Origin of the sequence: Shimia sp. R9_2 (genome assembly GCF_017743735.1) — a bacterium.
GTDB lineage: Bacteria > Pseudomonadota > Alphaproteobacteria > Rhodobacterales > Rhodobacteraceae > Shimia.
On sequence record NZ_JAGHRO010000002.1, the window covers coordinates 542,411 to 568,315 of the forward strand.

At 57.6% G+C, this 25,905-nt stretch carries 21 protein-coding genes; 15 read left to right on the forward strand and 6 right to left on the reverse strand.

The genetic code is table 11. The annotated features are described in order from the left end of the window. Window positions 1-20: 20 nt before the first annotated feature. Together J7400_RS07155 and rsmI are read right to left on the reverse strand one after the other, a co-directional pair. On the reverse strand, window positions 21-398 hold the full coding sequence (locus J7400_RS07155; protein WP_247738657.1) for a YraN family protein: 378 nt from the start codon (window positions 396-398) through the stop codon (window positions 21-23). A 41-nt stretch (window positions 399-439) separates the two neighbouring features. Then, entirely contained in the window at window positions 440-1,300 is an 861-nt protein-coding gene (rsmI, locus tag J7400_RS07160; RefSeq protein WP_209061326.1) for a 16S rRNA (cytidine(1402)-2'-O)-methyltransferase, read from the reverse strand. Window positions 1,301-1,426: 126 nt separating this feature from the next. Between rsmI and J7400_RS07165 the strand changes: the two genes are divergently transcribed. The 4 genes from J7400_RS07165 to J7400_RS07180 all read left to right on the forward strand — a co-directional run bounded on the left by J7400_RS07165 (window position 1,427) and on the right by J7400_RS07180 (window position 7,487). Further along, complete coding sequence (locus tag J7400_RS07165; RefSeq protein ID WP_348540147.1) at window positions 1,427-2,566, forward strand: penicillin-binding protein activator; 1,140 nt, start codon at window positions 1,427-1,429, stop codon at window positions 2,564-2,566. Continuing rightward, window positions 2,547-5,336 (forward strand): [protein-PII] uridylyltransferase, encoded by a 2,790-nt coding sequence (locus tag J7400_RS07170; protein WP_247738700.1) that lies wholly within the window; start codon window positions 2,547-2,549, stop codon window positions 5,334-5,336. The genes J7400_RS07165 and J7400_RS07170 overlap by 20 nt, the downstream gene beginning before the upstream one ends. Continuing rightward, on the forward strand, window positions 5,333-6,886 hold the full coding sequence (murJ, locus tag J7400_RS07175) for a murein biosynthesis integral membrane protein MurJ (RefSeq protein WP_209061334.1): 1,554 nt from the start codon (window positions 5,333-5,335) through the stop codon (window positions 6,884-6,886). The genes J7400_RS07170 and murJ overlap by 4 nt, the downstream gene beginning before the upstream one ends. 70 nt (window positions 6,887-6,956) lie before the next feature. Next, a complete protein-coding gene (locus J7400_RS07180; protein WP_209061337.1) occupies window positions 6,957-7,487 on the forward strand; it encodes a DUF308 domain-containing protein in 531 nt (176 codons plus the stop codon). 7 nt (window positions 7,488-7,494) lie between these two features. On the opposite strand, the gene J7400_RS07185 is transcribed toward J7400_RS07180, so the two are convergent. Next, window positions 7,495-8,181: a rhomboid family intramembrane serine protease gene (locus tag J7400_RS07185; protein WP_209061339.1), complete on the reverse strand. Its 687-nt coding sequence runs from the start codon at window positions 8,179-8,181 to the stop codon at window positions 7,495-7,497. Window positions 8,182-8,267: 86 nt separating this feature from the next. Between J7400_RS07185 and trpS the strand changes: the two genes are divergently transcribed. Continuing rightward, complete coding sequence (trpS, locus tag J7400_RS07190; RefSeq protein ID WP_209061341.1) at window positions 8,268-9,305, forward strand: tryptophan--tRNA ligase; 1,038 nt, start codon at window positions 8,268-8,270, stop codon at window positions 9,303-9,305. Between the two features lie 227 nt (window positions 9,306-9,532). Next, the gene (locus J7400_RS07195; RefSeq protein WP_209061343.1) at window positions 9,533-11,035 is read left to right on the forward strand and encodes a helix-turn-helix transcriptional regulator; all 1,503 of its coding nucleotides are present in this window, start codon (window positions 9,533-9,535) and stop codon (window positions 11,033-11,035) included. A 31-nt stretch (window positions 11,036-11,066) separates the two neighbouring features. Here the strand turns inward: J7400_RS07195 and J7400_RS07200 are convergent, their stop codons facing one another. Then, a complete protein-coding gene (locus J7400_RS07200) occupies window positions 11,067-11,834 on the reverse strand; it encodes an IclR family transcriptional regulator (protein WP_209061345.1) in 768 nt (255 codons plus the stop codon). Window positions 11,835-11,943: 109 nt separating this feature from the next. Here J7400_RS07200 and J7400_RS07205 point away from each other — a divergent pair, with 109 nt between their 5' ends. The 8 genes from J7400_RS07205 to J7400_RS07240 all read left to right on the forward strand — a co-directional run bounded on the left by J7400_RS07205 (window position 11,944) and on the right by J7400_RS07240 (window position 21,725). Further along, the gene (locus J7400_RS07205) at window positions 11,944-13,545 is read left to right on the forward strand and encodes a GMC family oxidoreductase N-terminal domain-containing protein (protein WP_209061347.1); all 1,602 of its coding nucleotides are present in this window, start codon (window positions 11,944-11,946) and stop codon (window positions 13,543-13,545) included. A 112-nt stretch (window positions 13,546-13,657) separates the two neighbouring features. After that, on the forward strand, window positions 13,658-14,755 hold the full coding sequence (locus tag J7400_RS07210) for a TRAP transporter substrate-binding protein (RefSeq protein WP_247738659.1): 1,098 nt from the start codon (window positions 13,658-13,660) through the stop codon (window positions 14,753-14,755). A 90-nt stretch (window positions 14,756-14,845) separates the two neighbouring features. Continuing rightward, a complete protein-coding gene (locus tag J7400_RS07215) occupies window positions 14,846-17,158 on the forward strand; it encodes a TRAP transporter large permease subunit (protein WP_209061350.1) in 2,313 nt (770 codons plus the stop codon). After that, window positions 17,155-18,225: a DUF475 domain-containing protein gene (locus J7400_RS07220; RefSeq protein ID WP_348540148.1), complete on the forward strand. Its 1,071-nt coding sequence runs from the start codon at window positions 17,155-17,157 to the stop codon at window positions 18,223-18,225. The genes J7400_RS07215 and J7400_RS07220 overlap by 4 nt, the downstream gene beginning before the upstream one ends. An 11-nt stretch (window positions 18,226-18,236) precedes the next feature. Further along, on the forward strand, window positions 18,237-19,544 hold the full coding sequence (gene hisD, locus J7400_RS07225) for a histidinol dehydrogenase (RefSeq protein ID WP_209061354.1): 1,308 nt from the start codon (window positions 18,237-18,239) through the stop codon (window positions 19,542-19,544). Then, window positions 19,537-20,298 (forward strand): SDR family oxidoreductase, encoded by a 762-nt coding sequence (locus tag J7400_RS07230; protein ID WP_209061356.1) that lies wholly within the window; start codon window positions 19,537-19,539, stop codon window positions 20,296-20,298. The genes hisD and J7400_RS07230 overlap by 8 nt, the downstream gene beginning before the upstream one ends. Next, entirely contained in the window at window positions 20,295-21,275 is a 981-nt protein-coding gene (locus J7400_RS07235) for an alcohol dehydrogenase catalytic domain-containing protein (RefSeq protein WP_209061371.1), read from the forward strand. The genes J7400_RS07230 and J7400_RS07235 overlap by 4 nt, the downstream gene beginning before the upstream one ends. A 42-nt stretch (window positions 21,276-21,317) precedes the next feature. Further along, on the forward strand, window positions 21,318-21,725 hold the full coding sequence (locus J7400_RS07240; protein ID WP_209061374.1) for a universal stress protein: 408 nt from the start codon (window positions 21,318-21,320) through the stop codon (window positions 21,723-21,725). Window positions 21,726-21,748: 23 nt separating this feature from the next. Here J7400_RS07240 and J7400_RS07245 read toward each other — a convergent pair whose 3' ends face one another. Continuing rightward, window positions 21,749-22,207, reverse strand: a complete 459-nt coding sequence (locus J7400_RS07245; protein ID WP_209061376.1) for a response regulator — start codon at window positions 22,205-22,207, stop codon at window positions 21,749-21,751. A gap of 361 nt (window positions 22,208-22,568) precedes the next feature. Between J7400_RS07245 and J7400_RS07250 the strand changes: the two genes are divergently transcribed. Beyond that, window positions 22,569-24,719, forward strand: coding sequence for an ATP-binding protein (locus tag J7400_RS07250; RefSeq protein ID WP_209061379.1), 2,151 nt, complete (start codon window positions 22,569-22,571; stop codon window positions 24,717-24,719). A 177-nt stretch (window positions 24,720-24,896) separates the two neighbouring features. On the opposite strand, the gene J7400_RS07255 is transcribed toward J7400_RS07250, so the two are convergent. Next, the gene (locus tag J7400_RS07255; RefSeq protein ID WP_209061382.1) at window positions 24,897-25,844 is read right to left on the reverse strand and encodes an ABC transporter substrate-binding protein; all 948 of its coding nucleotides are present in this window, start codon (window positions 25,842-25,844) and stop codon (window positions 24,897-24,899) included. Window positions 25,845-25,905: the final 61 nt, after the last annotated feature.

Sequence of the window (25,905 nt, forward strand, 5' to 3'; positions counted from 1 at the left end):
CGGCGGCTTGCAATGGGGGCTCACATCTCCCACAGCGCATTTTCAAGGATGTGAACATCCCCCTGGCCATCCACGAGCGCAACGTCAAAGCGCATCTCGGTCAATAGGCCAGCCGGTTCTCTTCCCGCAAACTCTTCCGCCGCCGTCCTCAAGCGTCGAACTTGGGTTGGCAAAAGGCGCGCTGCCGCAGCATCAAACGAATGACTTTTCTTGACCTCCACAAAAACAAGCGCATCGCCGTCGCGAAAGATCAGGTCAATCTCGCCAGCTTTTCCCCGCCAGCGATGTTCCACTAAGGTCACTCCGAGCGAAAGATAATGGCGAGAGACCACGTCTTCTGCTGCTTGCCCCGCCAGATAGTTGCGGCGTCCGGCATCTTCTCTATGCCCATCACTCATACCAAACCTCATGCGCCCAAACCGCTAGGTCACATCTATTTTTACTCAGCTTTCTGCAGCTTCAACGCCAATTGGTAAACTTTACGCCGATTGATGCCATAGGCTTTGGCGACTGTATCCGCCGCATCGCGCACAGACATGGCCTCAAGCGCATCTTTGAGCGCGCTTTCAACATCGTCCTCGCTGGCCGCTTCCCCACGTTGGCGATCAATCAAAACGACAATCTCGCCCTTGATCTGTCGCTCAGGCAAATCAGAGGACAAGTCTGACAGGCTGCCGCGCAGCACCTCTTCGAACTTTTTGGTCAACTCCCGCGCCACGGCCGCGGGCCGCGTCCCGCCCAAAACTTCGGCTGCATCGGCTACCATTGCAGCGACACGTTTGGGAGATTCGTAGAACACCAATGTGCCGGGCACCTCGCGCAGGGCCTCCAAGGCGGTCTGCCGCGCTTTCTTGGCGTTGGGCAAAAAACCGGCGAAGAAGAACGAATCTGTCGGCAACCCTGCGAGAGAGAGAGCTGTGATGATGGCGCTCGGTCCCGGCGCACTGGTCACCAGATGCCCGGCCTCGGCCGCCGCCACAGACAAGTGATAGCCCGGATCGGCAATAAGCGGCGTACCCGCCTCGGAGGCATAAGCCACAGACCGGCCTGCCTCCAGATGCGCCAGAAGCTTGGCGCGTGCGCCCTCGCCCGAGTGATCGTGATAAGACAAAAGCGGACGCCCATTCAGCGCCACCCCGTGAATTTCCAAGAGCTTTTTCATCGACCTTGTGTCTTCTGCAGCGATCACATCCGCAGAGGCCAGAATATCCAGCGCGCGCAGGGTGATGTCGCGTGCCGCCCCGATAGGTGTGGCGACAAAGTACAACCCCGGCTGCAATTTAACCGATTGAAATTTCATGGGTAGACCCGCCTTTCCACTCGTTTATTATTCGCACCAACGCCGCCCGGGCGCAATCACGGGCGCGACCCCAACGGGAGTGGAGCTTTGCCGATTTTGTCTTTTCTTAAACCTGCCACGCGCTTTGTGAAAGGGGCCGCGCTCAGTGCAGCGGTTCTTGCTGTGGCAGCATGTGATCCATCCAGCCTGAACACCGGCCAACGCATTTCGACCACGGCTCCGGTTCCGGTGGCTCTGCTCGTGCCTGCAGGGTCCAGCAACTCTGGCGATGCGCTTTTGGCACAAAGCCTTGAAAACGCAGCGAAGCTGGCAATCGCGGATTTGGAAGGCGTGCAAATCGACCTGCGTGTCTATCAGACTGCGGGTGATCCTGCCACTGCGCAGGCTTCCGCACTCAAAGCCGTCGACGAAGGTGCCAAAATTATTCTTGGCCCGGTCTTTGGTGAAGCCGCGAACGCCGCTGCGACCGCCGTTGCGTCACAGAACATCAACGTTCTGTCGTTCTCCAACAACACCACCATCGCGGGTGGCAACCTCTTCGTGTTGGGCCCGACTTTTGACAACACCGCCAATCGCCTCGTGGCTTTCGCGCGCGCAAATGGCAAAGACGGCATCATGTCCGTCTATTCCCAAAACAGCGCGGGACAGCTTGGCAATACCGCCATCAGCAACGCCATCGCCGCACAGGGCGCGCGCTCTGCTGGTGCTGTTGGTTATGAGTTTTCTCAGGAAGGCGTGATCGCTGCTGTGAGCCAAATCAAACTCACTGCAGAGCAAAATCTGGCGGATGCGCTGTTTTTGACATCAAACACCTCCGGCGCCTTGCCTCTGCTCACACAGCTTTTGCCCGAATCCGGCTTGAGCTCAGAAACCACGCAATTCATCGGCCTCACCCGCTGGGACATCCCCGCGCAAACGCTTGAACTGCCGGGTGTGCAAGGCGGTTGGTTTGCCCTGCCCGATCCTGCTTTGACAGACCAGTTCCAGAGCCGTTATGCACAGGCCTATGGCGGGCTGCCCCATCCGATTGGCGGGCTTGCCTATGACGGCATCGCAGCCATTGGTGCGCTGGTCAAATCCGGCAATGCCAATGCGCTAACCTCCTCAGCCCTTACGCAGGGCGCAGGCTTTCAAGGTGTGAACGGCATCTTCCGCCTGCGGACAGACGGAACAAACGAACGCGGGCTGGCAGTGGCCACAATCCGCGACAAAAAGGTGGTAATCATTGACCCTGCCCCAACAAGATTTGCAGGCGCTGGCCTCTGACGTCAGCGACATCTTTCCAGCTCCGCCAGAGGCGGGGCTGATCTGCGACGCAGATGAAATCTTCAATCGCTCCGAAGTTGCTGAGGCTCTTGCCGACATCCTGAAACAGGAAGGCAAGGAAACAGAGCTGCGCAAAGAGCTGGTGGGCCTTCTGATGGCCCGCCGCAAAGCTGCCATGGCACAGATCGCGACGGCTTTCCGTGCAAGTCCGCGCGCTGCGCGGGCGATGACCCGCTCCTACACTTGGCTCACAGATTGCCTTGTGGCAGCGGCCTTTCACGCGGCCACAAAACGCTTTCACCCCCTTGCCACCCCAACCGAAGCAGAGCGTATCGCGCTCTTTGCCGTGGGCGGCTATGGGCGCGGTGAAATGGCCCCCCAATCAGACGTCGATCTGCTGTTTTTGACGCCCTACAAGATCACGCCTTGGGCGGAGAGCGTGATCGAGTCGATGCTCTACATCCTATGGGATTTGCGCCTGAAAGTCGGCCACAGCTCCCGCACTGTGAAAGACTGTCTCCGCTTGGGACGTGAAGATTTCACAATCCGCACGGCGCTTTTGGAGAACCGCTTCCTGCGCGGCTACGAGCCGCTTTCACAAGAACTCAACACACGCCTTGAAGAGGAGCTCTTCAAAGGCACCGAACGAGAATTCATCGAAGCCAAGCTGGATGAACGGGATGCCCGCCATGTGAAGCAAGGCCAGCGCTATGTGGTGGAGCCCAACGTCAAAGAAGGCAAAGGCGGTCTGCGCGACCTGCAATCGCTGTTCTGGATCGTGAAATACGTCTACCGCATCACCGATGTCTCCGAACTCGTGGCCAAGGATGTTCTGCGCAAAGATGAGCTGAAGCGCTTTGTTGCCGCAGATGATTTCCTTTGGGCCGTGCGCGGGCATCTCCACCTTCTCGCAGGGCGCCCGGTGGAGCAACTCACCTTCGACATTCAGGTAGAGGTCGCGGAGTTCATGGGCTATCAGGACAAAGGTGGTCGACGAGCGGTTGAGCATTTCATGCAGGACTATTTCCGCCACACCACTTCGGTCGGCGATCTCACCCGCATTCTGCTGACCAAACTGGAAGCGATTCACGCCAAGGGCGAACCGCTTCTGGAGCGCATTTTCCGCCGCCGCCCTCGCGTGAAGGCGGGGTATGTCGTGACCCACAACCGTCTGGATGTGCCTGATGAGAAAGCCTTTCTTGCAGATCCGCTGAATTTGCTGCGGATCTTTGAGGAAGGATTGCGGACCGGCATGTTGATCCATCCGGACGCGATGCGGCTGGTCACAGCCAATCTGCACCTGATTGATGATAAAGTCCGTTCAGACAAGGAAGCACAGCGAATTTTCCTCGGCCTGCTGCTCAAGCACGGCAATCCGGAGCGCGCGCTGCGCCGGATGAACGAGCTTGGCGTTCTGTCTGCTTTCATTCCGGAGTTCGAACCCATCGTAGCGATGATGCAGTTCAACATGTATCACTCCTATACCGTGGATGAGCACACCATTCAGGTGATCTCAAACTTCGCCGAGATCGAACGCGAAGAGCTGCAACAGGAGCTGCCGCTCAGCTCCGAAATCCTGAAAACCGGCATCAACCGCAAGGTTCTGATGGTCGCCATGCTGCTGCATGACATCGGCAAAGGCCGTGACATCGACCATTCAGTACTGGGTGCACAAATTGCGCGCAAAGTGGCTCCGGGGCTGGGCCTCAACAAGGCGGAAAGCGAAACCGTCGAATGGCTGGTGCGCTATCACCTGTTGATGTCGGATATGGCCCAAAAACGCGACATCGCCGATCCACGTACCGTTCGTGATTTTGCCAAGGCCGTGAAGACCGTCGACCGGCTGAACCTGCTGACTGTCCTGACGGTCTGTGACATCCGTGGTGTTGGCCCGGACACATGGAACAACTGGAAGGCGGTGCTGATCCGCGCGCTTTATGGGCAGACCAAGCTTGTTCTTGAGGACGGCATGGAATCCATCACACGCGAAAACCGCGGCGCGCAAGCGAAGAAGCTGCTGCGGCAGGAGCTGGCGGATTGGCCATCCAAGGAGCTTAAGAAAGAAACCGGCCGTCACTACGAACCGTATTGGCAGGGCCTGCACATCACCGCGCATAAAGTCTTCGCAGAGCTGCTGCGCGACATTCCGGATGATGAAGTCCGCATAGACCTGCACCCTGATGAGGACCGCGACGCCACTCGCGTTTGCTTTGCCATGGCGGATCACCCGGGGATTTTCTCCCGCATGTGTGGCGCACTGGCGCTTGTGGGCGCCAACATCGTGGATGCCCGCACCTTCACCTCTAAAGACGGCTACGCCACTGCTGCGTTCTGGATTCAGGACGCTGAAGACAAGCCCTACGAAGCAGGCCGTTTGCCACGTCTGCGGCAGATGATCGAAAAGACTCTGGCCGGTGAAGTGGTCACAACAGAAGCCATCAAATCGCGTGACGTCATCAAGAAACGCGAGCGCGCCTTCAACGTCCCAACAACAATTAACTTCGACAACGAAGGCTCTGAGATCTATACGATTATCGAGGTCGACACGCGCGACCGTGCTGGCCTTTTGTTTGATCTCACCCGCACCTTGGCCAACGCCAACGTCTACATTGCCTCAGCTGTCATTGCGACCTATGGCGAGCAGGTCGTCGACACCTTCTATGTCAAAGACATGTTTGGTCTGAAGTTCCACACGGATGGCAAACAGAAGGGTCTTGAGAAGAAGTTGCGAGACGCCATCAAAAAAGGCGCTGAGAGGGCCAACGCATGAAGCCGATCCGCCTCCTGCGCGGGTTTCTGACCGTCGGGTTCTGGACCTTGGCAAGCCGCATTTTGGGGTTTGCCCGTGAAATTCTCCTGCTCAGCTACATCGGCCCCGGTCCGGTGATGGACGCCTTTGTGGCAGCCTTTCGTCTGCCCAATATGTTTCGCCGCTTCTTTGCCGAAGGCGCGTTCAACGCCGCGTTTGTGCCGATGTTCTCCAAGCGCTACGAAGGCGGCGAGGATCCCGAAGGTTTTGCCAGCGACGCGCTGAGCCTGCTGAGCACGGCTGTCCTCACTCTGACGGCCACAGCCATGATTTTCATGCCCGCAATGGTATGGCTGACCGCCGATGGGTTTTCTGGCGATGAGCGTTTTGACCTCACCGTGGGCTACGGTCGCATCGTCTTTCCTTACATTGTGTGCCTGTCGCTTGCCGCTTTGTTTTCCGGCGTTCTGAACGCCTCAGGCCGCTTTGCCGCCGCCGCGGCTGCGCCTGCGCTGCTCAACATAGTGATGATCCCGGCGCTTGTGATCGGGCATTGGGTCGGCGGTCCGGTGATCAACTGGCTGATCTGGTCGATCCCGGCTGGCGGTATTTTGCAGCTGGGCTTGGTCTGGATCGCCTCTCGCAAGGCTGGCTTCAACATTCGCCTCAAACTTCCGCGCTACACACCGGAGATGTCGGAAATGGTGCGGGTGGCAGTCCCCGCCGCCTTGGCCAGCGGAGTGGTTCAAATCAATCTTCTGGTGGGACAGCGCGTTGCGTCTGATTTCACCGGTTCGGTGGGCTGGCTCTATGCCGCAGATCGGCTTTATCAGCTCCCTCTTGGCGTGATCGGCATTGCGGTGGGCATCGTCTTGTTGCCCGACCTATCCCGCCGCCTGAAAGCCAACGATTCCGATGGCGCCCGCAACGCGTTTTCCCGCGCAGGCGAATTCTCCATGTTCCTGACAATCCCTTGCGCGGTGGCGTTTCTGGTGGTGCCACTGCCGCTGGTGTCGGTCCTTTTTGAACGCGGGGCGACAAGCGCGGACGACAGCGCAGCCATCGCAACCGCTCTTGCCATCTACGCCGTTGGTCTTCCCGCTTTTGTTCTGCAAAAGCTTCTGCAGCCCCTGTTTTTTGCCCGTGAAGACACCAAGCGCCCCTTCCACTATGCGGTTTGGGCCATGGTCATCAACGCGGGCATCGCAATCGGTTTGGCGCCCTACCTGCAGTGGCTCGCACCCGCGATTGCAACCACGGTCGCCTCATGGATCATGGTTCTGCAACTGGCCCTGGGCGCGCGCAGCTTTGGCGGCGTGGCACGCTTTGACACCCGCCTAAGGCGGCGGCTCTGGCGCATATGCGCTGCATCTGCTGCTATGGGCGGCGCCCTCTGGTGGCTGGCTGTTGTGCTCTCGCCTTGGCTTGGCACCGCTGGCTGGCGCTATCTTGCGCTATTGACCCTGATCCTGCTCGGATCTCTGGTCTATTTCCTGATCGGCCGTGTGATTGGAGCCTTCGATCTCAAGGATCTGCGAAATGCTTCCCGCCGCAACAGGCATCAAAACTAACGATTAACGGTTGCTTAAACCGCACCACTCGCCTTTAGATCGCTCCATTGATTAATTTATGGAGAGCGAAATGAAGACGTCGATCCTTTTGATGATCGTTGGCGCGCTGGCCATTGTTCTTGGCATTGTCGCGCTGGCATATCCTTTTGCTGCCTCACTGACAGCCACCCTGTTTGTGGGTTGGAGCTTTGTCCTGATGGGATTGTTGCAAATATTTGCAGCTTTTCGCGCAGACTCAACGGGCGCAAAAATAGTCGGGGGGCTGCTTGGTGTTGTAGCGGCTGCTGTGGGTGTGCACATCGTTGGTGAGCCCTTGCGCGGGCTGCTGTCGCTGACCCTGATCGCGGGCATCCTGTTTCTCGTTTCAGGCGCCTTCAAACTGGTCTTTGGGCTGGTGAGTTTCCAGGGCAACGCCCGGCTGGCACTGGTTCTGTCAGGCGCCATCTCGATGGTACTGGGCCTGATGGTGCTCAACAACTTCCCGCAAACCGCATCTGTGCTGCTGGGCCTGCTTCTGGCTGTCGAAATGCTGTCCAACGGGATCAGCGCCATTGCGCTCGGCCTAGCCGTGCGCAATTTGGAAAACGAAAGCGCAACCTAAAAGAGTTTCACTGGCGGCGGATTTTCTCAACTATCCGCTGCCAGCCCCCCGGCGTCAGCGCAAAAGACATCGTGAATCCCGCACCAAATCCGATCACATCCGCAACCCAGTCGGGGGCACCGCCAAAAATCAGCCCGAACACCAGCTGGATCGCCACCAACATGCCGATCAGGGAAAAGGCACGAGCCTGCGGCGCACCCACAGCACCAAGCCGTGTCCACATCAAGAATGTGAACGCTCCGATCAGGCCATAAACACCGGGATAGCTACCAAGCAAAGGGACTGAACTGTCCAAAATCACCGCGTAGCCCAGCGCGCCCACGGCCCCGGAGATCACAAAAATTGCTAAGGTCGCCCAGCCAGAAAACACCTCGCCGACCATCTTTCCCATAGCCAGCAGCAACACACCGCCAAACAGCGCATGGGTGAAGTTGCCATGCACAAACAGATAGCTGACAAAGCGCACAACATGCTCCAGTGGCCAGTTACCAATGTTCATCATCCAATCGAAGATTTCAGCCGAAAACGCATAGCGCTGGATCGTTTCCAGACGCCACCCCACCGCCGTTGGCCCGCCCACAATCCCTTGCGAGCCCAGCCACAACACGGCCTCCACCCCCGCCAGAATGAGGAACAATGCCGTCACAACTGGCGGCAGCGGGTTGATGGGGCTTTGATCGTCGGGATGTGACATGCCTGTACTCCTTGCCCGTAATTCTTGACGGGGTTTGACCTCGTAGGTAAGCCAAGCGCGTTAACAAATCCAGACGGAGTATTCCTATGAACGAGGCGGTCCAAACGTCCTCCACCTTTACCCCACGCGTCTTTTCCGGGATCCAACCCTCGGGCGGCCTGACGCTGGGCAATTATCTTGGCGCGATGAAGCGCTTTGTCGACATGCAAGAGGCCGGTACGCATGAGACCGTCTACTGCATGGTTGACCTACACGCGATCACCGTCTGGCAAGATCCTGAGAAGCTGCGCCATGCGACCCGCGAGCTCTGTGCAGGCTTTATCGCCGCCGGCATCGACCCACAGAAATCCATTCTGTTCAATCAGTCGGCCGCACCTGAGCACGCACAGCTTGCCTGGGTCTTCAACTGCGTCGCCCGTATGGGCTGGATGCAGCGCATGACGCAGTGGAAAGACAAGGCAGGCAAAAACCAGCAGAACGCCTCGCTGGGCCTGTTTGCCTACCCTGCCCTGATGGCGGCGGACATTCTGATCTACCACGCCACCCACGTACCGGTGGGCGAAGATCAGAAGCAGCACCTTGAGCTGACCCGTGATGTGGCGATCAAGTTCAACCACGACTATGGCGTGGACTTCTTCCCGGTCACTGAACCAGTGATCGAAGGCGCGGCTACCCGCGTCATGTCTCTGCGCGATGGCTCCAAAAAGATGTCCAAATCTGACCCGTCAGATGCCTCCCGCATCAACATGACCGATGACGCGGACACCATCGCCAAAAAGATCCGCAAGGCCAAAACCGATCCGGAAGGCCTGCCTTCTGAAGCCGAAGGTCTGGAGGATCGTCCAGAGGCCCGCAACCTTGTGAACATCTACGCTGCCCTGTCAGAACAGTCCGTTGCACAGGTGCTCGCAGAGGTCGGCGGCAAGCAGTTCTCGGAGTTTAAACCGATGCTTTCAGAACTGGCTGTTGAGAAGCTCGCTCCGATCTCCACCGAGATGGCGCGTCTCATGCAGGATCAAGCAGAGATCGACAAAATCCTTGCCCACGGCGCAGGCCAAGCCCGCGAGCTCGCCGCACCGATCCTGAAGAAAACATATGAGATTGTCGGCATGGTCGGCGCCTGAGCGCTGGGTCAAACCGTTTGGCAATATAGGGGCTCGCCTGAGATGGCGGGCCCCTATTTTGTTCGAGACCACTCCACGCAACACCTACCTTCGAGAGGGCGCAACGCTTCTCGGCACACCCTCTCGAGACGGCGCAAACCTACAGTTAAATAGATCAGTCGTGAGATTGCGGCGTTTGTGCTATATTGACGGGATCGTTTTGTTGATTGGTTTGTTGCGGTTCTCTTATGAGTGGATTTGCCAATGTGTTGCGGCGGATAACACCTTCCCAAGAAGGCGTCCTGAATATCGCGGAAATGGCGCGTGCCTTTATCGGGACCTGCCTCGCGATCACTTGGCTTCTCGTGCTCTATGCTTTCACCATTTGGATGGTCGTGGGCAGCCTCAGCACAATCCTACTTCATGATGAATTTGTCGCCGCAGGGATTGAAGGCACCTTTCAGGATATCGCCTTGGCCGAACAGCAGGTCGTCATGCAGCAGGAAACGATCTGGCGACAGCTGGATGAGGTGGATCACTACGAAAACCTTGAATTTAACGCCAACCAAAGGTCAGCGAATTTCGCGACTTCTGATGATTGGGTCTCATATATCGATTTTCATAGCGCAACCTCTCCGCAATCCATCGACTACTACGCCTCACTCGCGCTTTGGGAGTTTGTTGAGACTGACCTGTTCCACATGGCCCAAGCCGAGTGCCAGAGAGACGGCAAAGATGCGAACTCAATCACCAATAGGTTCTGCCGGGAAATCGAAAATCTCGATGAACAGAATGATCGCCTCTATGGCATGCGGCTCGACATAGAGACCTCCGATCTCATGGCATATCGCGAAAACCTCTACAAAAAAGCCACGACAATCCGAAACGAGCACCCGCTCAGCCAGCACATCACGGCAGTCGGGTTCTTTTACCGCTGGGGCTACACCTATCTGATCTACCTGCCACGCCCGGTCATGGTGATGGTTTTGACCATGTCGATGGGCATTTTGGGCAGCGTCATTACCATGACCTGGAAACTGCTTGGCAGCGACAAACTGAGCATACGCAGCCTTGCCATGTTGCCTCTGGTTGGCTGTATGAGCGCCTTCGTCATCCTTGTGTTTGCCAAAGCGGGGCAAATCACGCTCTCAACGGGGATCGACCCGGGATCACTCAATCCGTTTTTCATTTCCTTTCTGGGCATCATCTCCGGTCTTCTCTCCGAAAGCGCCTATGCGCGCATGGCCCAGATTGGTCATCGCTTCTTTGAAGCTTCTGATGACATCACCCGCTGGGGAATTGGGCTGGACGCCATCGCGCAGAGCGAAGGTCTCAGCCCTGATGACCTGTCCTCCATCCTCGGCATCCATCCTTCAGATCTGCAAAACATCCTGAGCGGGGAAAGCCCGGCAACGCCGGAACATCAGACACTCATCGCAGCAGCGCTGCGCCGCCCGGTCGAGACTTTATTCACCGATCTGCGTCCACATCCGAACCAAGAGGTTGAACCTCCTGCCCCACTCCAGAATGGTAATCTTGTTTCCGACCAGAGCTACACCAAGGTTCTGCAGGCGCTATTGGACAATGGAGAGAAAGATCTCGAAGCCCTCGCCGCAGAATTGGAAGCCCAGACAGGAGAACTCTCTGATGTTCTGTCAGGCAATGCCGCGGTGCCGGAAGGGTGGAAACCAATCATTCAAAAGTTCGCTCAAAACACGCCCACAGATCCAGCCACCAACGCCAACGATTGAGCGGTCGCCGCTGAGACAGCACGCCGGAAAATTACGATTGCTCAAAAAGCGCTGCGCTCAGCCGCTTGGCCGCAGCGTGCAGCACATCAACCCGCTCCACAGCTTCCGAAAGTTTGACCCGCTGCGTCGGCCCATGAAATGCTAGGGCGGAGACAAACCGTCCAGCCGGATCTTTCACCGGCACGGCCAATGCCACCATACCTTCCAAAAACTCTTCTTGATCCAGTGCGTAGCCCTGCCGCGCGATCAATGCGAGTTCCTCGAGCAGACTTTCCTGCGACGTATGTGTTGCCTCAGTCATGCCTTCCAAGGTCAGCGTCGCAACAAATCTCTTGCGGGCAGCAGGGGCCAGACTCGCCAGAAAGCTTTTCCCACTTGCGGTGCAGTGAAATGGCACATGGGTGCCAATCGGCAGCTGAATGCGAAACGCCCAATCGGTTTCCACGCGATCCAGATAGCTCATACCCGCATCTTCCGGCACCACATAGTTCACCGTCTCACCGATCTGATGCGCCACATCCAAAAGGATCTGCCGCCGGGCGATGTGGTCGCGAGAATTATAGAGCAACCCTGCCCCAAGCTCGCGCAATCGGCGCGCCACCTGAAAGCGGCGCGAGTTGCCTTGGCGGGTTAGAAATCCGTTCTGCTCCAGCGTTGCACAAAGGCGATGCACAGTCTGCTTGGGCAGGCCAAGCGCGGCATTGATCTCCGTCGCAGTCATCGCCTGATCGCTACGCCCGAGGATCTCGAGGATCATCAGCGTGCGCAGATTGGTCGGTATGCGGTCAGTCTCGGTCATCTTTCCCTTGGGTAAGAAAGGTTTTGATTTATGAGTGAATCACTGTAGCGTCAACAATTGAGCAAAAAACAAGACAAAAAGTCTCATTTTTTGAATTTTGGGAGGAAAATTGGAGTTTGACTACGTTGTAGTGGGCGCCGGCTCGGCCGGATGTGTCCTTGCCAACAGGCTGTCAGCAGATGGACGGTACACCGTCGCGCTGCTGGAGGCTGGCCCGCGCGACAGCAACCCATGGATCCATATCCCCGTCGGTTATTTCCGCACCATGGGGAACCCATACACCGACTGGCGTTATCAGACACAACCCGATCCCGGCATCGCGGGACGCTCCATTCCATGGCCGCGCGGACGGGTGCTGGGTGGCTCCAGCTCCATCAACGGATTGCTCTATGTTCGCGGTCAGGCGCAGGACTATGACGGATGGGCGCAGCTCGGCTGCACCGGTTGGGCATGGGATGATGTGCTGCCCTATTTTAAACGCTCCGAGCGCTGGGAAGGTGAAGATTGCTCCGGCCTGCGCGGCACAAACGGGCCTCTGTCTGTGCAAAACTCCCGCCTCACACGGGAGGTTGTCGATCTTTGGGTCGATGCGGCGGAAGCTGCAGGCTATCGGCGCAACCCCGACTACAACGGCTCAGATCAAGAAGGTGTGGGCTACTTTCAGCTCACTATGCGAGGTGGGCGACGGTGCTCCTCGGCAGTTGCCTACCTCGCGCCTGCGCGCCACCGACACAACCTCGAGATACTCACCGAGGCACAGACCGAAAAGATCCTCGTTCAAAATGGCCGCGCCACCGGCGTGCGGGCGCGCCTGAAGGGCAAGCCGCAAGACATAACCGCGCGCGGCGAGGTCATCCTCAGCGCTGGGGCCATTGGCTCACCCCAGATACTGATGCTTTCCGGTATTGGAGACCCGGATGCGCTCGCACCCCACGGCATCTCGCCCGAAGCTGCGCTGAAAGGGGTCGGCAAAAACCTGCAGGATCATCTGCAGGCACGCCCCGTCTTCAAAACCCGCCTCAGCACCATCAATGTTGAGACCAGCAATATCCTCAAGCAAGCCGCCATCGCCCTGCAATACGCAGCCACCCAGCGCGGCCCGATGACCATGGCCGCAAGCCTTGGCACGGGGTTTCTCAAAACCGCTGAACATCTTGAGACGCCGGACATCCAGTTTCACATTCAACCGTTTAGCGCAGACAGCCCCGCCGCGGGTGCTCACAAGTTCTCCGCCTTCACAGCCTCGGTGCTGCAACTGCGCCCGGAAAGTGCCGGACATCTGGAACTGAAATCCGCCAATATCGATGATCACCCCGAGATCCATCCGAACTACCTTGCGACCGACACCGATTGCCACACCATCGTAAAGGGCATTCAGATCGCACGCAAAATAGCGCAGACCGAGCCGCTGAAATCGCAAATTACCGAAGAATACGCACCGGGCCGCGAAATTGCATATGACGATGAGGCCGGCACATTGGATTGGGCGCGCAACACCGCCGTCACAATTTATCACCCCACAGGCACCTGCAAAATGGGCACGGACCCCATGGCCGTGGTTGACGCGCGTCTGCGGGTGATTGGGGTCGACGGCCTGCGCGTTGCAGACGCCTCCATCATGCCCCGCATTGTCAGCGGCAACACCAATGCGCCCGCCATCATGATTGGCGAGAAAGCCAGCGACCTCATTTTGGAGGACGCTGCCCCATGACCAGAATTCGGAAGAGGAAGGGCAACATGCCACCAAAGACAACACCAGGTTAGTGCCTTCGGCCCTGGTGAGACAAAAACACGTCCAGAAGGCACACATCTAGGGAGGAAACATGATGTTCAAGTTGAAATCCGTTGCGGTGGGGGTCGCTACCCTCGCCCTAACCGCCTCGGCGGCGGTCGCTGAAACCGTGATCCGGGTCCAATCCGTGATCCCGGCGCAGGCGGATGAAGTGCATATGCTGAATGAATTTGCCGCAGATGTCGCCGCGCTGACCGATGGATCGGTCAAAATCGAAGTATTGCCTGCAGGCGCCGTGGTTGGCGTGCGTGAAACACTGGATGCGGTTGACAGCGGCCTGATCGAAGGCGGATTTGCCTGGACCCACTACTGGGGCGGCAAGCACCCTGCGGCCAACCTCTTTGGTGCTCCCATCGCGGGCGCTGGTGTCGGCCTTGATAACATCGCCTTCATGTCCTGGTTCCAATACGGCGGGGGCAAAGAGCTCTATGACCGCCTGTGGGACGAGATGGGCGTGAATGTGAAGGGCTTCATGCTTCAGCCGGTTGGACCAGAAGCACTGGGATGGTTCCCCGAGCCGATTGCCTCCATGGACGACTTCCGCAAACTGCGCTTCCGCGCGCCTCCCGGCATGGTTGGCAAAGCCTATAGCGACATTGGCGTTGCCGCCGTGGCGATGGGCGGCGGGGACATCCTGCCTGCCCTTGAGAAAGGCACAATTGATGCGGCCGAATGGTGCTGCCCCAAGCCTGACTCCGTCTTTGGCTTCCAGAAGGTGCTGAAGCACTACTACCTGCAAGGTCTGCACCAGGTTGTTGTGAACGCCGACCTTTACATCAACGGCGACGTCTATGACGGGCTGACTGATGGCGAAAAGAAAGCGCTGGAAGTTGCGGCTAACGCCTCACTCTCCAAAGCGATGTCCTACCGCATCTATGAAAACGGCAAGGCGCTGAAGGATCTGACCGAAAACCACGGCGTGCAGCTGCACGACACGCCAACAGATTACTTCACCGAATACATGAACGCCGCCCAAGCCTCTCTGGAAGCGGCTGCTGCGGAAAATGAGTTCTTCGCAGAAGTCTGGCAGTCCCAAAAGGACTTTGCAGAAATCGCCGTCCCATTCTGGGCGGGGGCACAGACCTCCAATGCGAACCTCGGCAAGGCCTTTGCTGACAGCCTGAAGTAAGGCTGGCCACACGCGACCGGAAAGCCCTGACCACGCTCGGGGCTTTCCACAGCATTCAGAAATCCAGAACTTCCAACAAGGGCGGGTCTCATGGCCGAAGAGGTGATTCCGGACGAACTCGACATCACAGACGAGTTGATTGCCGAAAGACGAACAGAGCAGCCGGGCGAAACACCCGAAGACATGACCCCATGGCAAAGGCCGATCACAGCCGCCATTGACATTCTCAACATGTGGGCGGGCCGTCTGATTTGTCTGCTGATGATACCGCTGATCCTGGCCATCGTGTTTGAGGTTTTCTCGCGCAATATGTTCGCGATCCTCACCCAAAATGGCATGCACGACGTCGCCACCGCCTGGGGCCTTGGTCCAACGCTTTGGGTGTATGACATCAGCCGCATGATCGGTGGGGTGCTCTTCATGGCCGCCGCGGGTTACGCCCTCCTGCGTGGGGTACATATCCGCGCTGATTTTCTTTACCGCACATGGTCTCCCAAGACACAGGCCACCGTCGACGCGACGCTCTACATGGCGTTCTACCTGCCTGCGATGTTGTTCTTCACATGGGTGTCGACCGAGTATTGGCTCAAGGCCTTCCTCGTGAACGAGACCGCAGCGGACAGCACATGGGCTCCCATTCTCTGGCCTGCACGCCTTGCCATGCCCGTCGGTGCCGCGCTTCTATTTTTGCAAGGTTTCCCCGAACTCTTCCGCGCGTTTCACCAGATGGGCAAAGAGCGGGAGCGCGCCTTCCTGCGCATCCTACCCTTCTACGTCATCGCCCTCGCAACAGTCACCGTGGGCGTGTTCTTTCCCGATGTCCTGCCACTCGGCGATGTTTGGGAAAGCGTGTTTGGCAAAGGTCCCGGCATCGCAAAACCCACCATTGGTCTGATCATGCTCGCAGTGATGCTGTTTGCGATCTTCGTGGGCTTTCCAATTTCATTTACCCTGATCTTCCTCGGTTTTGTCTTCGGCACATGGGGCGCGAATTTCAAACTCGCGACCTTCCTGATGACGCTGCAAACCAACTCCGTGATGCTGTCTGATCAACTGGTCGCAGTACCGCTCTTCATCTTCATGGGCATCGTAATGGAGCAAGCCGGTCTGATGGAGCGCCTGTTCCAAGCGGTTCAGATGATGATGAGCCGCACCCGCGGCGCGCTCTTCATCGCCGTCCTGTTTGTCTCCACCATCTTTGCCGCAGCCACCGGCATCGTTGGTGCCTCGGTCACCATTCTCGGCATTATGGCGGCGCGCACGATGAACAAATCCGGCTACGACGTGCGCCTTGCAGCAGGCACCATCACCGCAGGCGGCACGCTTGGCATTCTGATCCCCCCGTCCATCATGCTGATCGTGATGGGGCCGGTGCTCGAAGTGCCGGTCACAGACCTCTTCCGCGCAGCCATCATACCCGGGATCATGCTCGCCGGACTGTATCTCCTTTATTCCTTGGGTCGTTGCTGGCTCAACCCAGATCTCGGCCCTATTCTGCCGCCCGAAGAACAGCCGGAAACCTCACCCTACTACCTGCTTGAAGTGGTGTTGGTGATGGCCTCACTGGTCTTCCTGATCTGGCTCATCACGCGCGGGCTGATTGAAGGTTTCGGTTTCCCGCTTGGCGCGCTTGTGGTGCCCTGCGCTTGGGTCGGCGTGATGTTCGCCGTCTATGGCTGGCTCAACAAAGCACGCCCCGGTGGCTTTTACTTTTCAGAGCTTTGGTATGAATTCTTCATGGGTCTTGTGCCGCCTACGGTGCTGATCGCCTTTGCGCTTGGCTCCATTCTGGCGGGCTGGGCCACCCCTGCCGAAGCATCCGCCTGTGGGGCCTTTGGGGCCATCGTGCTCTCCGTGCTCTATCGCAAATTCACCCTTCCGGGACTTTACGATGCGCTGCTCAAAAGTCTTGAGATCACCGTGCTCATCATGTTCCTCGTGGCAGCCTCCAACTTCTTTGGCGCGGTGTTCTCCAACCTTGGCACCCCCAAGATGCTGACCGAGCTGCTCCTGTCCCTCGACATGAGCCCTGTTCTGATCCTGATGCTGATCATGGCGCTGATCTTCCTGCTGGGCTGGCCTCTGGAATGGGTGCCTATCGTGCTTATCATCGTGCCGATCCTGATCCCCACGGTCACCTCACTGGACCTCGGTTTTGAAAACACCAATGACCTACTGGTCTGGTTCGCCATCCTCGTCGCCGTGAACCTGCAAACCGCCTGGCTCAGTCCACCCGTGGCGCTCTCGGCCTACTTCCTCAAAGGCGTCGTTCCGGAGTGGGACCTGCGGGACATCTACTTCGGCATGATGCAGTTCATGGTGATCCAGCTGATTGGCCTCACCCTGATCTTCCTCTTCCCGCAAATCGCCCTCTGGCTGCCCAACTTCATTTACGGGCAATAACCATGCAGGCACAGAAATCTCCTTTGGCTTATCTGAAGTGGGCGCTGATTGTCACCGTAGTGGGCTTGTTCCTCTCCGCATGGCTGGGCTGGGAAACCGAGGGCACCATCAACGGGATAATCTCTTTCCTGTTGATCGGTGCTGTGCTCGCAGCTTTGGAAATCGCGCTCTCGTTTGACAACGCCATCGTCAACGCAAACAAGCTAGAAGACATGACCCCGGTTTGGCAGCGCCGCTTCCTCACTTGGGGCATCCTCATCGCCGTCTTCGGCATGCGGATCGTCTTCCCGCTCCTGATCGTCACCGTTTTTGCCTGGCTCACGCCCCTCGAAGCCCTGCGCCTCGCCCTGATCGCACCAGAGCAATACAGCCACATCATGCATCAGTCCCACAGCTCTATCGCGGCCTTTGGCGGGACATTCTTGATGATGGTGTCCCTCACGTTTTTCGTGGATGAGGACAAATCCGTGGACTGGCTCAAAGGTCTGGAATGTCGCCTCAAAAAATGCGGCTCCGTCCGCGGCTTTGAAATCGCGCTGGTTCTGGTGATCGTCGTTTCGATCTCCATGGCTCTGCCGGAATACAAACGCACAAACTTCCTCTTTTCCGCCATCATGGGCCTCTTGGTCTTCACCATGGTGGACGGGCTCGGCACATTCCTCGACAACTCCAACAAAGCCATGATCAACGCCGGAGCAAAAGGCGGCTTTGGCGCGTTCATGTACCTTGAGGTCCTCGACGCGAGCTTCTCCTTTGACGGCGTGATCGGGGCCTTTGCGCTGACCTCCAACATCATCCTGATCGCCATCGGCCTTGGCATCGGCGCGATGTATGTGCGCTCCATGACGATCATGCTCGTGGAGAAAGGCACTCTGCAGCACTTCCGCTACCTCGAACACGGCGCCTTTTACTCCATCTTCGCTCTCGCCCTGATCATGTTCATGCAATCGCTCTGGCATGTTCCCGAGATGATCACCGGCGGCGTCGGGGTGATGATGATCGGCTTGGCGCTCTTCTCCTCCATCAGACACAACCAACGCGAAAACAACGAACTTTCCCGCTCATGAGGATCCCATCAATGGCTCGCACCTATCTGAAGAAAGCAACGCTGACCCCCAAATCCGATGCCTCTGACGTGCATGAAACCGTGAAAACGATCCTGAATGATATTGAGGCCGGCGGCGATGCAAAGGCGCTGGAGTATGCGGCCAAGTTTGATCAATACGACGGCCCAACTCTGATGACTCAAGATGACATAGACCAAGCAGCAGAACTGGTGCCGGACAAACTCAAGGATGACATCCTCTTTGCCTATGACAACGTGCGCCGCTTTGCTGAGATGCAGAAAGGCACGGTGCAAAATTTTGAAACGGAGCTGATCCCTGGCTTCATCACCGGTCAAAAAGCCATCCCCGTCGACGCCGCAGGGTGCTACGTGCCCGGCGGGCGCTACAGCCATATCGCCAGCGCCATCATGACAGTCACCACTGCCAAAGTCGCCGGTTGCCGTCACATCACCGCCTGCTCCCCGCCCCAGCCCGGGGTCGGTGTTGCTCCAGCCATTGCCTATGCGGCCTATATCTGCGGCGCAGACCGCATTCTTGCCATGGGTGGCGTGCAGGGGGTGGCGGCGATGACCTTTGGCCTATTTGGCCTGCCCAAAGCCAATATCCTCGTCGGCCCCGGCAACCAGTTTGTGGCCGAAGCCAAACGCATACTCTTTGGCCGCGTTGGCATCGACATGATCGCAGGCCCCACCGACAGCCTCATCCTCGCGGATGGCACCGCTGATCCTCATATCGTCGCCACGGATCTCGTCAGCCAGGCAGAGCATGGCTACAACTCTCCGGTCTGGCTGGTCACCGATGACCGCACCTTGGCCGAAGAGGTGCTCACCCGTGTGCCCGATCTGATCGCCACCCTACCCGAGGTGAACCGCGACAACGCCACAGCGGCATGGCGCGACTATGCTGAAGTTATCCTCTGTGAAAATCGCGAAGACATGGCCGCAACCTCGGATGAATACGCCCCCGAGCACCTCACCGTGCAGGCCGCTGACCCCGATTGGTGGCTCGACCGCCTGACCTGCTACGGCTCGCTGTTCTTAGGCGAAGAAACCACCGTTTCTTACGGTGACAAGGCCGCAGGCACCAACCATGTGCTGCCCACGTCCCGCGCCGCCAGCTACACCGGCGGACTCTCTGTGCACAAATATATGAAGATCGTGACTTGGCAGCGCGCCACCCGCGAGGGGTCGCGGCCAGTGGCAGAAGCCACCGCGCGCATTTCCCGCCTTGAAGGCATGGAAGGTCACGCCCGTGCCGCAGACGCCCGCCTTGCCAAATACTTCCCCGGTGAGAACTTCGACCTCTCTGCCAATGGATGACCCGCGCGCGCTCTTTGATTTGACAGGCAAAACCGCCTGCATCACGGGCGCCAGCTCCGGCCTTGGCCGCCGCGTAGCACTTGCCCTCGCAGCTGCAGGGGCAAACGTGATTGGTGTTGCCCGTCGTAAAACAGAGCTGCTGACATTGGTAGAAGAGATCGGAGAACAAGCTGGGTTTGTCGCCTTTGACATCACAAACCGGAACAATCTCTCCAAACTCAGAACAGCCGTTTCAGCCCCCTTCGGGCCGCCTGACATCCTCATACACGCCGCAGGGATCAACACGCGCCAGCCCGCAGACGAGGTGACCCCGGAAGGCTGGGACGTCACGCTGAACCTAAACCTTACCGCCCCTTTCTTCCTCAGCCAGACCTTTGCGCCTGCCATGAAAGCCAAGGGCTGGGGGCGCATCGTCACCTTTGCCTCCTTACAGACCACCCGCGCCTTCCCCGGTGGGATCGCCTATGGCGCAAGCAAAGCAGGTATCGCCCAGCTTACGCGCGCCATGGCGGAGGCCTGGTCGCCCCACGGTATCACCGCCAATGCCATCGGCCCTGGCTTCTTCCCCACGGAGCTCACTCAGCCGGTGTTTGACGATCCCGACCGCGCAGCCCGCAACGCCGCTCAAACCTGCATCGGTCGTAACGGCAAGCTCACTGACATCGACGGCCCGCTTTTGTTTCTTTGCTCAGACGCTTCCGCCTATACTACCGGACAGGTCCTGATGGTCGACGGAGGATATACCGCAAAATGAAAGCCCTGATCTACGACGCGCCCCACACCCTCCGCTTTCAAGACGTCCCCATGCCCGCGATGCAGGAAAGGGATGTGCTGGTCCGTGTGGAAGCCGTCGGGATCTGCGGCTCTGACATGCACGCATTCCTTGGCCATGACAGCCGCCGCCCAGCCCCGCTGATACTTGGCCATGAGGCAGCAGGCGTGATTGAAGAAGGGCCTGAGAAAGGTCGGAGGGTCACAATCAATCCGCTAGTGTCATGTGGCGACTGTGCCGCGTGCCACACCGGCCGGGAAAACCTCTGCCCTCAGCGGCAGATCATCTCAATGCCCCCGCGTGAGGGGGCCTTCGCTCAATTTGTCGCCATCCCGCCGAGCAATCTTGTCACCGTGCCGGATGACATTGCTTTGCCAAAGGCCTCTCTGGCAGAGCCTTTGGCGGTGGGCTGGCACGCCGCGCGGTTGGGGCTCGAAGCCCTTCATCCGGCAATGGAGCCACGCGCTCTTGTGCTTGGCGGCGGTGCGATTGGCTTGGCGAGCTGCCTATGCCTGCGCGCCCAAGGGCTACCTACGGTGGACATTATCGAGCCCAACCCCGAGCGCGCAGAATTCCTGAGCGCACACTGCGATGCACGCATACTCGCAAAACCAGATCGGACCGCACCCCTCGTGGTGGACGCAGTTGGCATCGCGGCCACGCGGGCTGCGGCATCAACCCACGTTGAACCCGGCGGGGTCATCACGCATATCGGATTAGGAGACGATGCAGGCGGATTGGACATCCGGCGCATGACGCTTCAGGAAGTGACATTCATCGGGACCTACACCTATTCCATGCAGGATTTCCGCGACACAGCACAGGCTCTTTTTGCTGGCGAACTCGGCGCGTTGGAATGGTTTGAGGAACGGCCACTGGAAAGCGGCCCAGTCACCTTTGAAGCGTTACACACCGGACGCGTCGCCGCGCCAAAAGTGATACTGGCTCCCTGGGATTAGGCACCTACGCCAGTCTTTTGGGGCAGCGCAAAGGAGATGACGATGTACGACAAAATCCTCGTGCCCATGGCACTCAACCACGACATTTCGCCGGAAACTCTGACCGCAGCGAAGGCGCTCAGCAAACCGGGTGGTGAGATCATTGCGCTTCATGTCTACGAAGCGCCCCACAGCATGGCCAAAGCCGCATTGGGAGAGAAGATGCTGCAACAGGGTTTTGACACCGCCAAAACCCTGCTTGAAGAAAAGACCGCAGCACATCCAGAGGTGAAACCCGTGATTGTGACCGGGCACAGCTACCGTACGATTGTGGAATATGCGGCAGACAATGAAATCGGCTGCATTGTCATGGCCTCTCACAAGCCTGATTTCTCGGATTATTTGCTTGGATCAACCGCGGCGCGGGTGGTGCGCCATGCTGCCTGCTCAGTGCTGGTCTATCGCAGTTAAAGAACTTTAGCGGAGCGGTACTCTTAAGACGCCTTTGCAAAGATACCGTTTTGATCTTCGATCTCGGTCTTCAGCACGCCTCGCAAGTCCTGCAAAGACAGCGGCTTGCTGAGGACTTCGCCCACGTTCAAGGCGCGCGCGCCAGCAATCAACTGAGCGGCATGCGCGGAAGCACTCGGCCCACCCGTAATGAAGCGAATACGCAAATCGCGATCGATTTTGTTGAGCGACTGAATAACTTCGATACCGTCCATCACCGGCATCTGGATATCCACCAAAAGCAGCGCAGGGCCGCGCTCTTCCCGGACTTTTGCAAGCAGTTCCACCCCATTTTGGCAAATGGTCACAGACCACCCTTCCAAAATGGCGACTTCAGAGCAGAACTCCGCAAAATCAGCATTATCGTCGGCAATATATAACCGCATCTTATGTCCACCCGACAAAACAAAGGCGCTCACTACACTTGAAAGATGCAGTGTCAAGAGGCGCAGTCACGGCCTGAGTCATTCCAGCCCCTTCATTCGTTAACAAATGCCTCGGGTAATAAAGATTAACAGAAGTCGCGCGCGGTACTCTTGGCGAATTTTCGCCATCTTCGCCCCGTTCGACAAAGTCTTCCCTGTATACCCCAACCCAACAACCCAAAGGTGTTTGCGCCAACGAGATCATGGGCGTATATCCAGCCTCGCTTTTGCGAGCTTAGGGAAAATCAGGACATTTGCCTCACCCAGGTATGCTGCGCTGCCTATGACTTTTGGCGGAGCTTTGAGTGCGAAGTCCCCGCTGCGCAGAACCCACGGGCAAGTCTTTGCGAAACAACACAGATTGATTGGGCACCCCAAGATGACACTGAAGACTCTTCAACCGCATCACAGCTACAGCGCTGGCCTGCGCGGTGCCTTGCACATGATCATGGATGTGCTTGCTTCTGCGACAACGGTCTCCGTTCTCATCGCCATGGTACGGGTTGAACAATTCGGACCGAGTTTTCTGACACTTGTTGTCTTGCTGGTCGGCACCTGCATTATCCCATTCTTCGTGCTGCGTAAGGACGAACACATTAAACTACGCGCAGCCATTATGATCGCGGGCAATCTGCTGGGCATAGGCTTTACGGTCACGACCCTTGGCGTCGTTGCCACCTCTATGATCGCCACCCCGTTCTTCTTTGCTCTGGGCGCCGCTGTATTCAACCCAAAGGCGATTCAATCAATCCTGGCCGCCACAGCACTCACCTTGCTGATCATCGCTGGTCTTTTCCTCACAGGCCTATTGCAAGCCCCCGAAATCACCATGCGTGAGTGGAATACCGCCTTCGGCAATTGGGTGGTCACTCTTTTTATCACACTCGTATTCAGCCAACTGATGATTTTGCTGATTCACAGCCTCAAACGGTCCTGGCAGGACACCGACAGCGAATCATCTGAAAAGTTCTCACAGTTTGAAGCGCTGTTTGAATATGCCCACGAGGCGATTGTCATAATGGATGTCGAACTTGGACATTTCATCGCGGCCAATTCCAAGGCAGAAGCCCTCTTTGGCATACCTCGCGAAAAACTGGTCGGCAGCCCGGTCTTCGCTGAGATAAGTCCGGAATATCAGCCTTCTGGCCAGCTCTCCGAAAAGCGGGCGCAGTTGCTTTTGAAACAGGCCCTGACCGGAGAACATCCTACGTTTCAATGGACCCATCTCAATGCAGAGGGCAAAGAAATCCCCTGTGAGATTTCACTGTCGCGCATCCCGCCATTTGAAGAGCAACTGGTGCGTGCCTCCATCGTGGATATTTCTGGCCGTCTGGCGGAACAGGCGCAACGCGAGGAATTGCAAAACCGCCTTGCAGCCTCTCAGAGACTTGAGGCCATCGGCCAACTGACAGGCGGAGTTGCCCACGACTTCAACAACCTGCTCGCCATTGTGCTTGGCAATCTGGAGCTTCTGCGCGAGCGCACCGACGACCCCAGCCATTTGCGTTTGTTGAAGCCAAGCATCGATGCCACCCTGCGTGGCGCAGACCTGACCCGCAATATGCTCAGCTTTGCGCGCCGCGCACCTTTGTCGCCAAGCCGCCTCGATCTCAACGAACTCGTAAAGGAAACCCATTCCTGGACCGGACGCACCCTGCCCTCAAACATCGCGGTCCACACCATCTTTGAGGATGCGCTCTGGCCGGTCAACGCCGACCAAAGCGCCGCGGAAAGCGCTTTGATCAACCTCATCCTGAATGCCCGGGACGCGATGGCAGATGGCGGCGCATTGACGCTGAAGACACAGAACATCACCGCGAACCACCAAGTCTCGGATGCGCAAGGCAATGTTCTGACGCCCGGGCGCTACGTCATGGTCTCCGTGCGTGATACCGGCGCAGGCATGCCTGCCGAAACGCTGAAAAAAGTGTTTGAACCATTCTTCACAACCAAATCCATTGGCAAGGGCTCCGGGCTTGGGCTCTCTATGGTCCTTGGTTTTATGCAACAATCCGGTGGCGTGGTACTCGTTCATTCCACGCCTGAGGAAGGCACAGTCTTCGAGCTCTATTTCCCGGCAACCGATAGCACTCAGGAGCTAATGCAGTCAGACCTAACCCAACCAGATGCACCTATCATCACCAGAGATTGCCGCATCTTGCTGGTCGAGGACCAAGCCGAAGTGCGCGAGGTGCTTCAGGAAATGCTTCAAGCGGATGGCCATAAGGTCGTTACCGCAAAAACCGCCGATGAGGCCAAAACCCTGTTTGATAGCGATCCTGCATTTGACCTGCTGCTGACAGATGTCGTTATGCCCGGCACTCTTCAGGGCACCACACTTGTCAAATCGCTGCGAAAAACGGTCCCGGATCTGCCGGTGATATTCATGTCGGGCTATGCCTCGGAAGCCTTGCAAGCGGAGAACATAAAGCCTGAAGACCTGCGCCTGACCAAACCCGTGCAGCGCTCAGCACTGCAAGCCGCCATCGCCCAAACCATTTCCGGAGCCAAAGCCTCGTGGAAACCCTAGAGGCCTATGCCACAGGACGGCTAAACAATTGATACCCAAAGGAGCGGTCTGATTTTCGCGGGAAGCCCTTACTGAAATCCTAGGGCGAGGATTTCACCGGACCTTGGGACACATCACAGATACGAATGGCCCGGTGAAAGAAGACCCGCCCAATAGGGGCGGGTCAAAGTGATGTTTTTAATCGTACAGAACCGCTTGGATCTTCGGCTCGTCGATGTTGGAGGCATCGTAGTAGTAGAAGCCTGTGTCGATCAGCGCTGGTACTTCTTCGCCTTTGGTCGCCATCACAGCCGCTTTCACGGTTTCATAACCGATGCCAACAGGGTTCTGGGTGATCGCACCTGCCATCAGACCGCTACGGATCGCATCTTTCTGCGCTTTACCGCTGTCGTAACCAATGATCACCAGACCTTCGGTGCCCAGTTCCTGCACACCATTCACAACACCGATTGCGGAGCCTTCGTTGGTGCCAAAGATACCGTTCAGATCAGGGTTGGCTGTCAGGATCGCCTTGGTCACCTCTGTGGATTTCAGGTGGTCGCCTTGACCGTACTGAACAGTCACAACTTCGATGTCTGGGTATTTCGCTTCGATACGGTTCACAAAGCCATCGCGACGGTCAATGCCGGTGCGGCTGGTTTGGTCATGTGCAACAACGGCCACTTTGCCTTTGCCGCCAATCAGCTCCGCCATTTTGTCTGCGGCCATGCCGGCAGCCAGTGCGTTGTCAGTGGTCGCTGTGGAAAGCGGGATGTCGCTGTCTACACCGCTGTCAAACGCCACAACAGGAATGCCAGCGTCGTTGGCCTGACGCAGCAGAGGGATCGCCGCTTGGCTATCCAGAGCCGCAAAGCCGATGGCCGCAGGCTTGTTGGCCAGCGCCGCTGCCAGCATGTCGATCTGACGGTCAACCATGGTCTCATTGTCTGGACCTTCAAAGGTGATGCGCACCCCAAACTCATCCGCTGCCTGTTCTGCACCCAGTTTCACCGCCTGCCAGAACTGGTGCTGGAAGCCTTTGGAAACCAGCGGGATATACATTTCATCTTCGGCCACTGCCATAGACGCTGGCGCACTCATCACGGCGGCACTCAAGGCCCCCAAAATAAAACGACGTGTTAGCATGATATTCTCCTCCATATTGGTCACGCTTTTTTCTTAGTTCGAGGTGCAAGAGGCGCCCCCA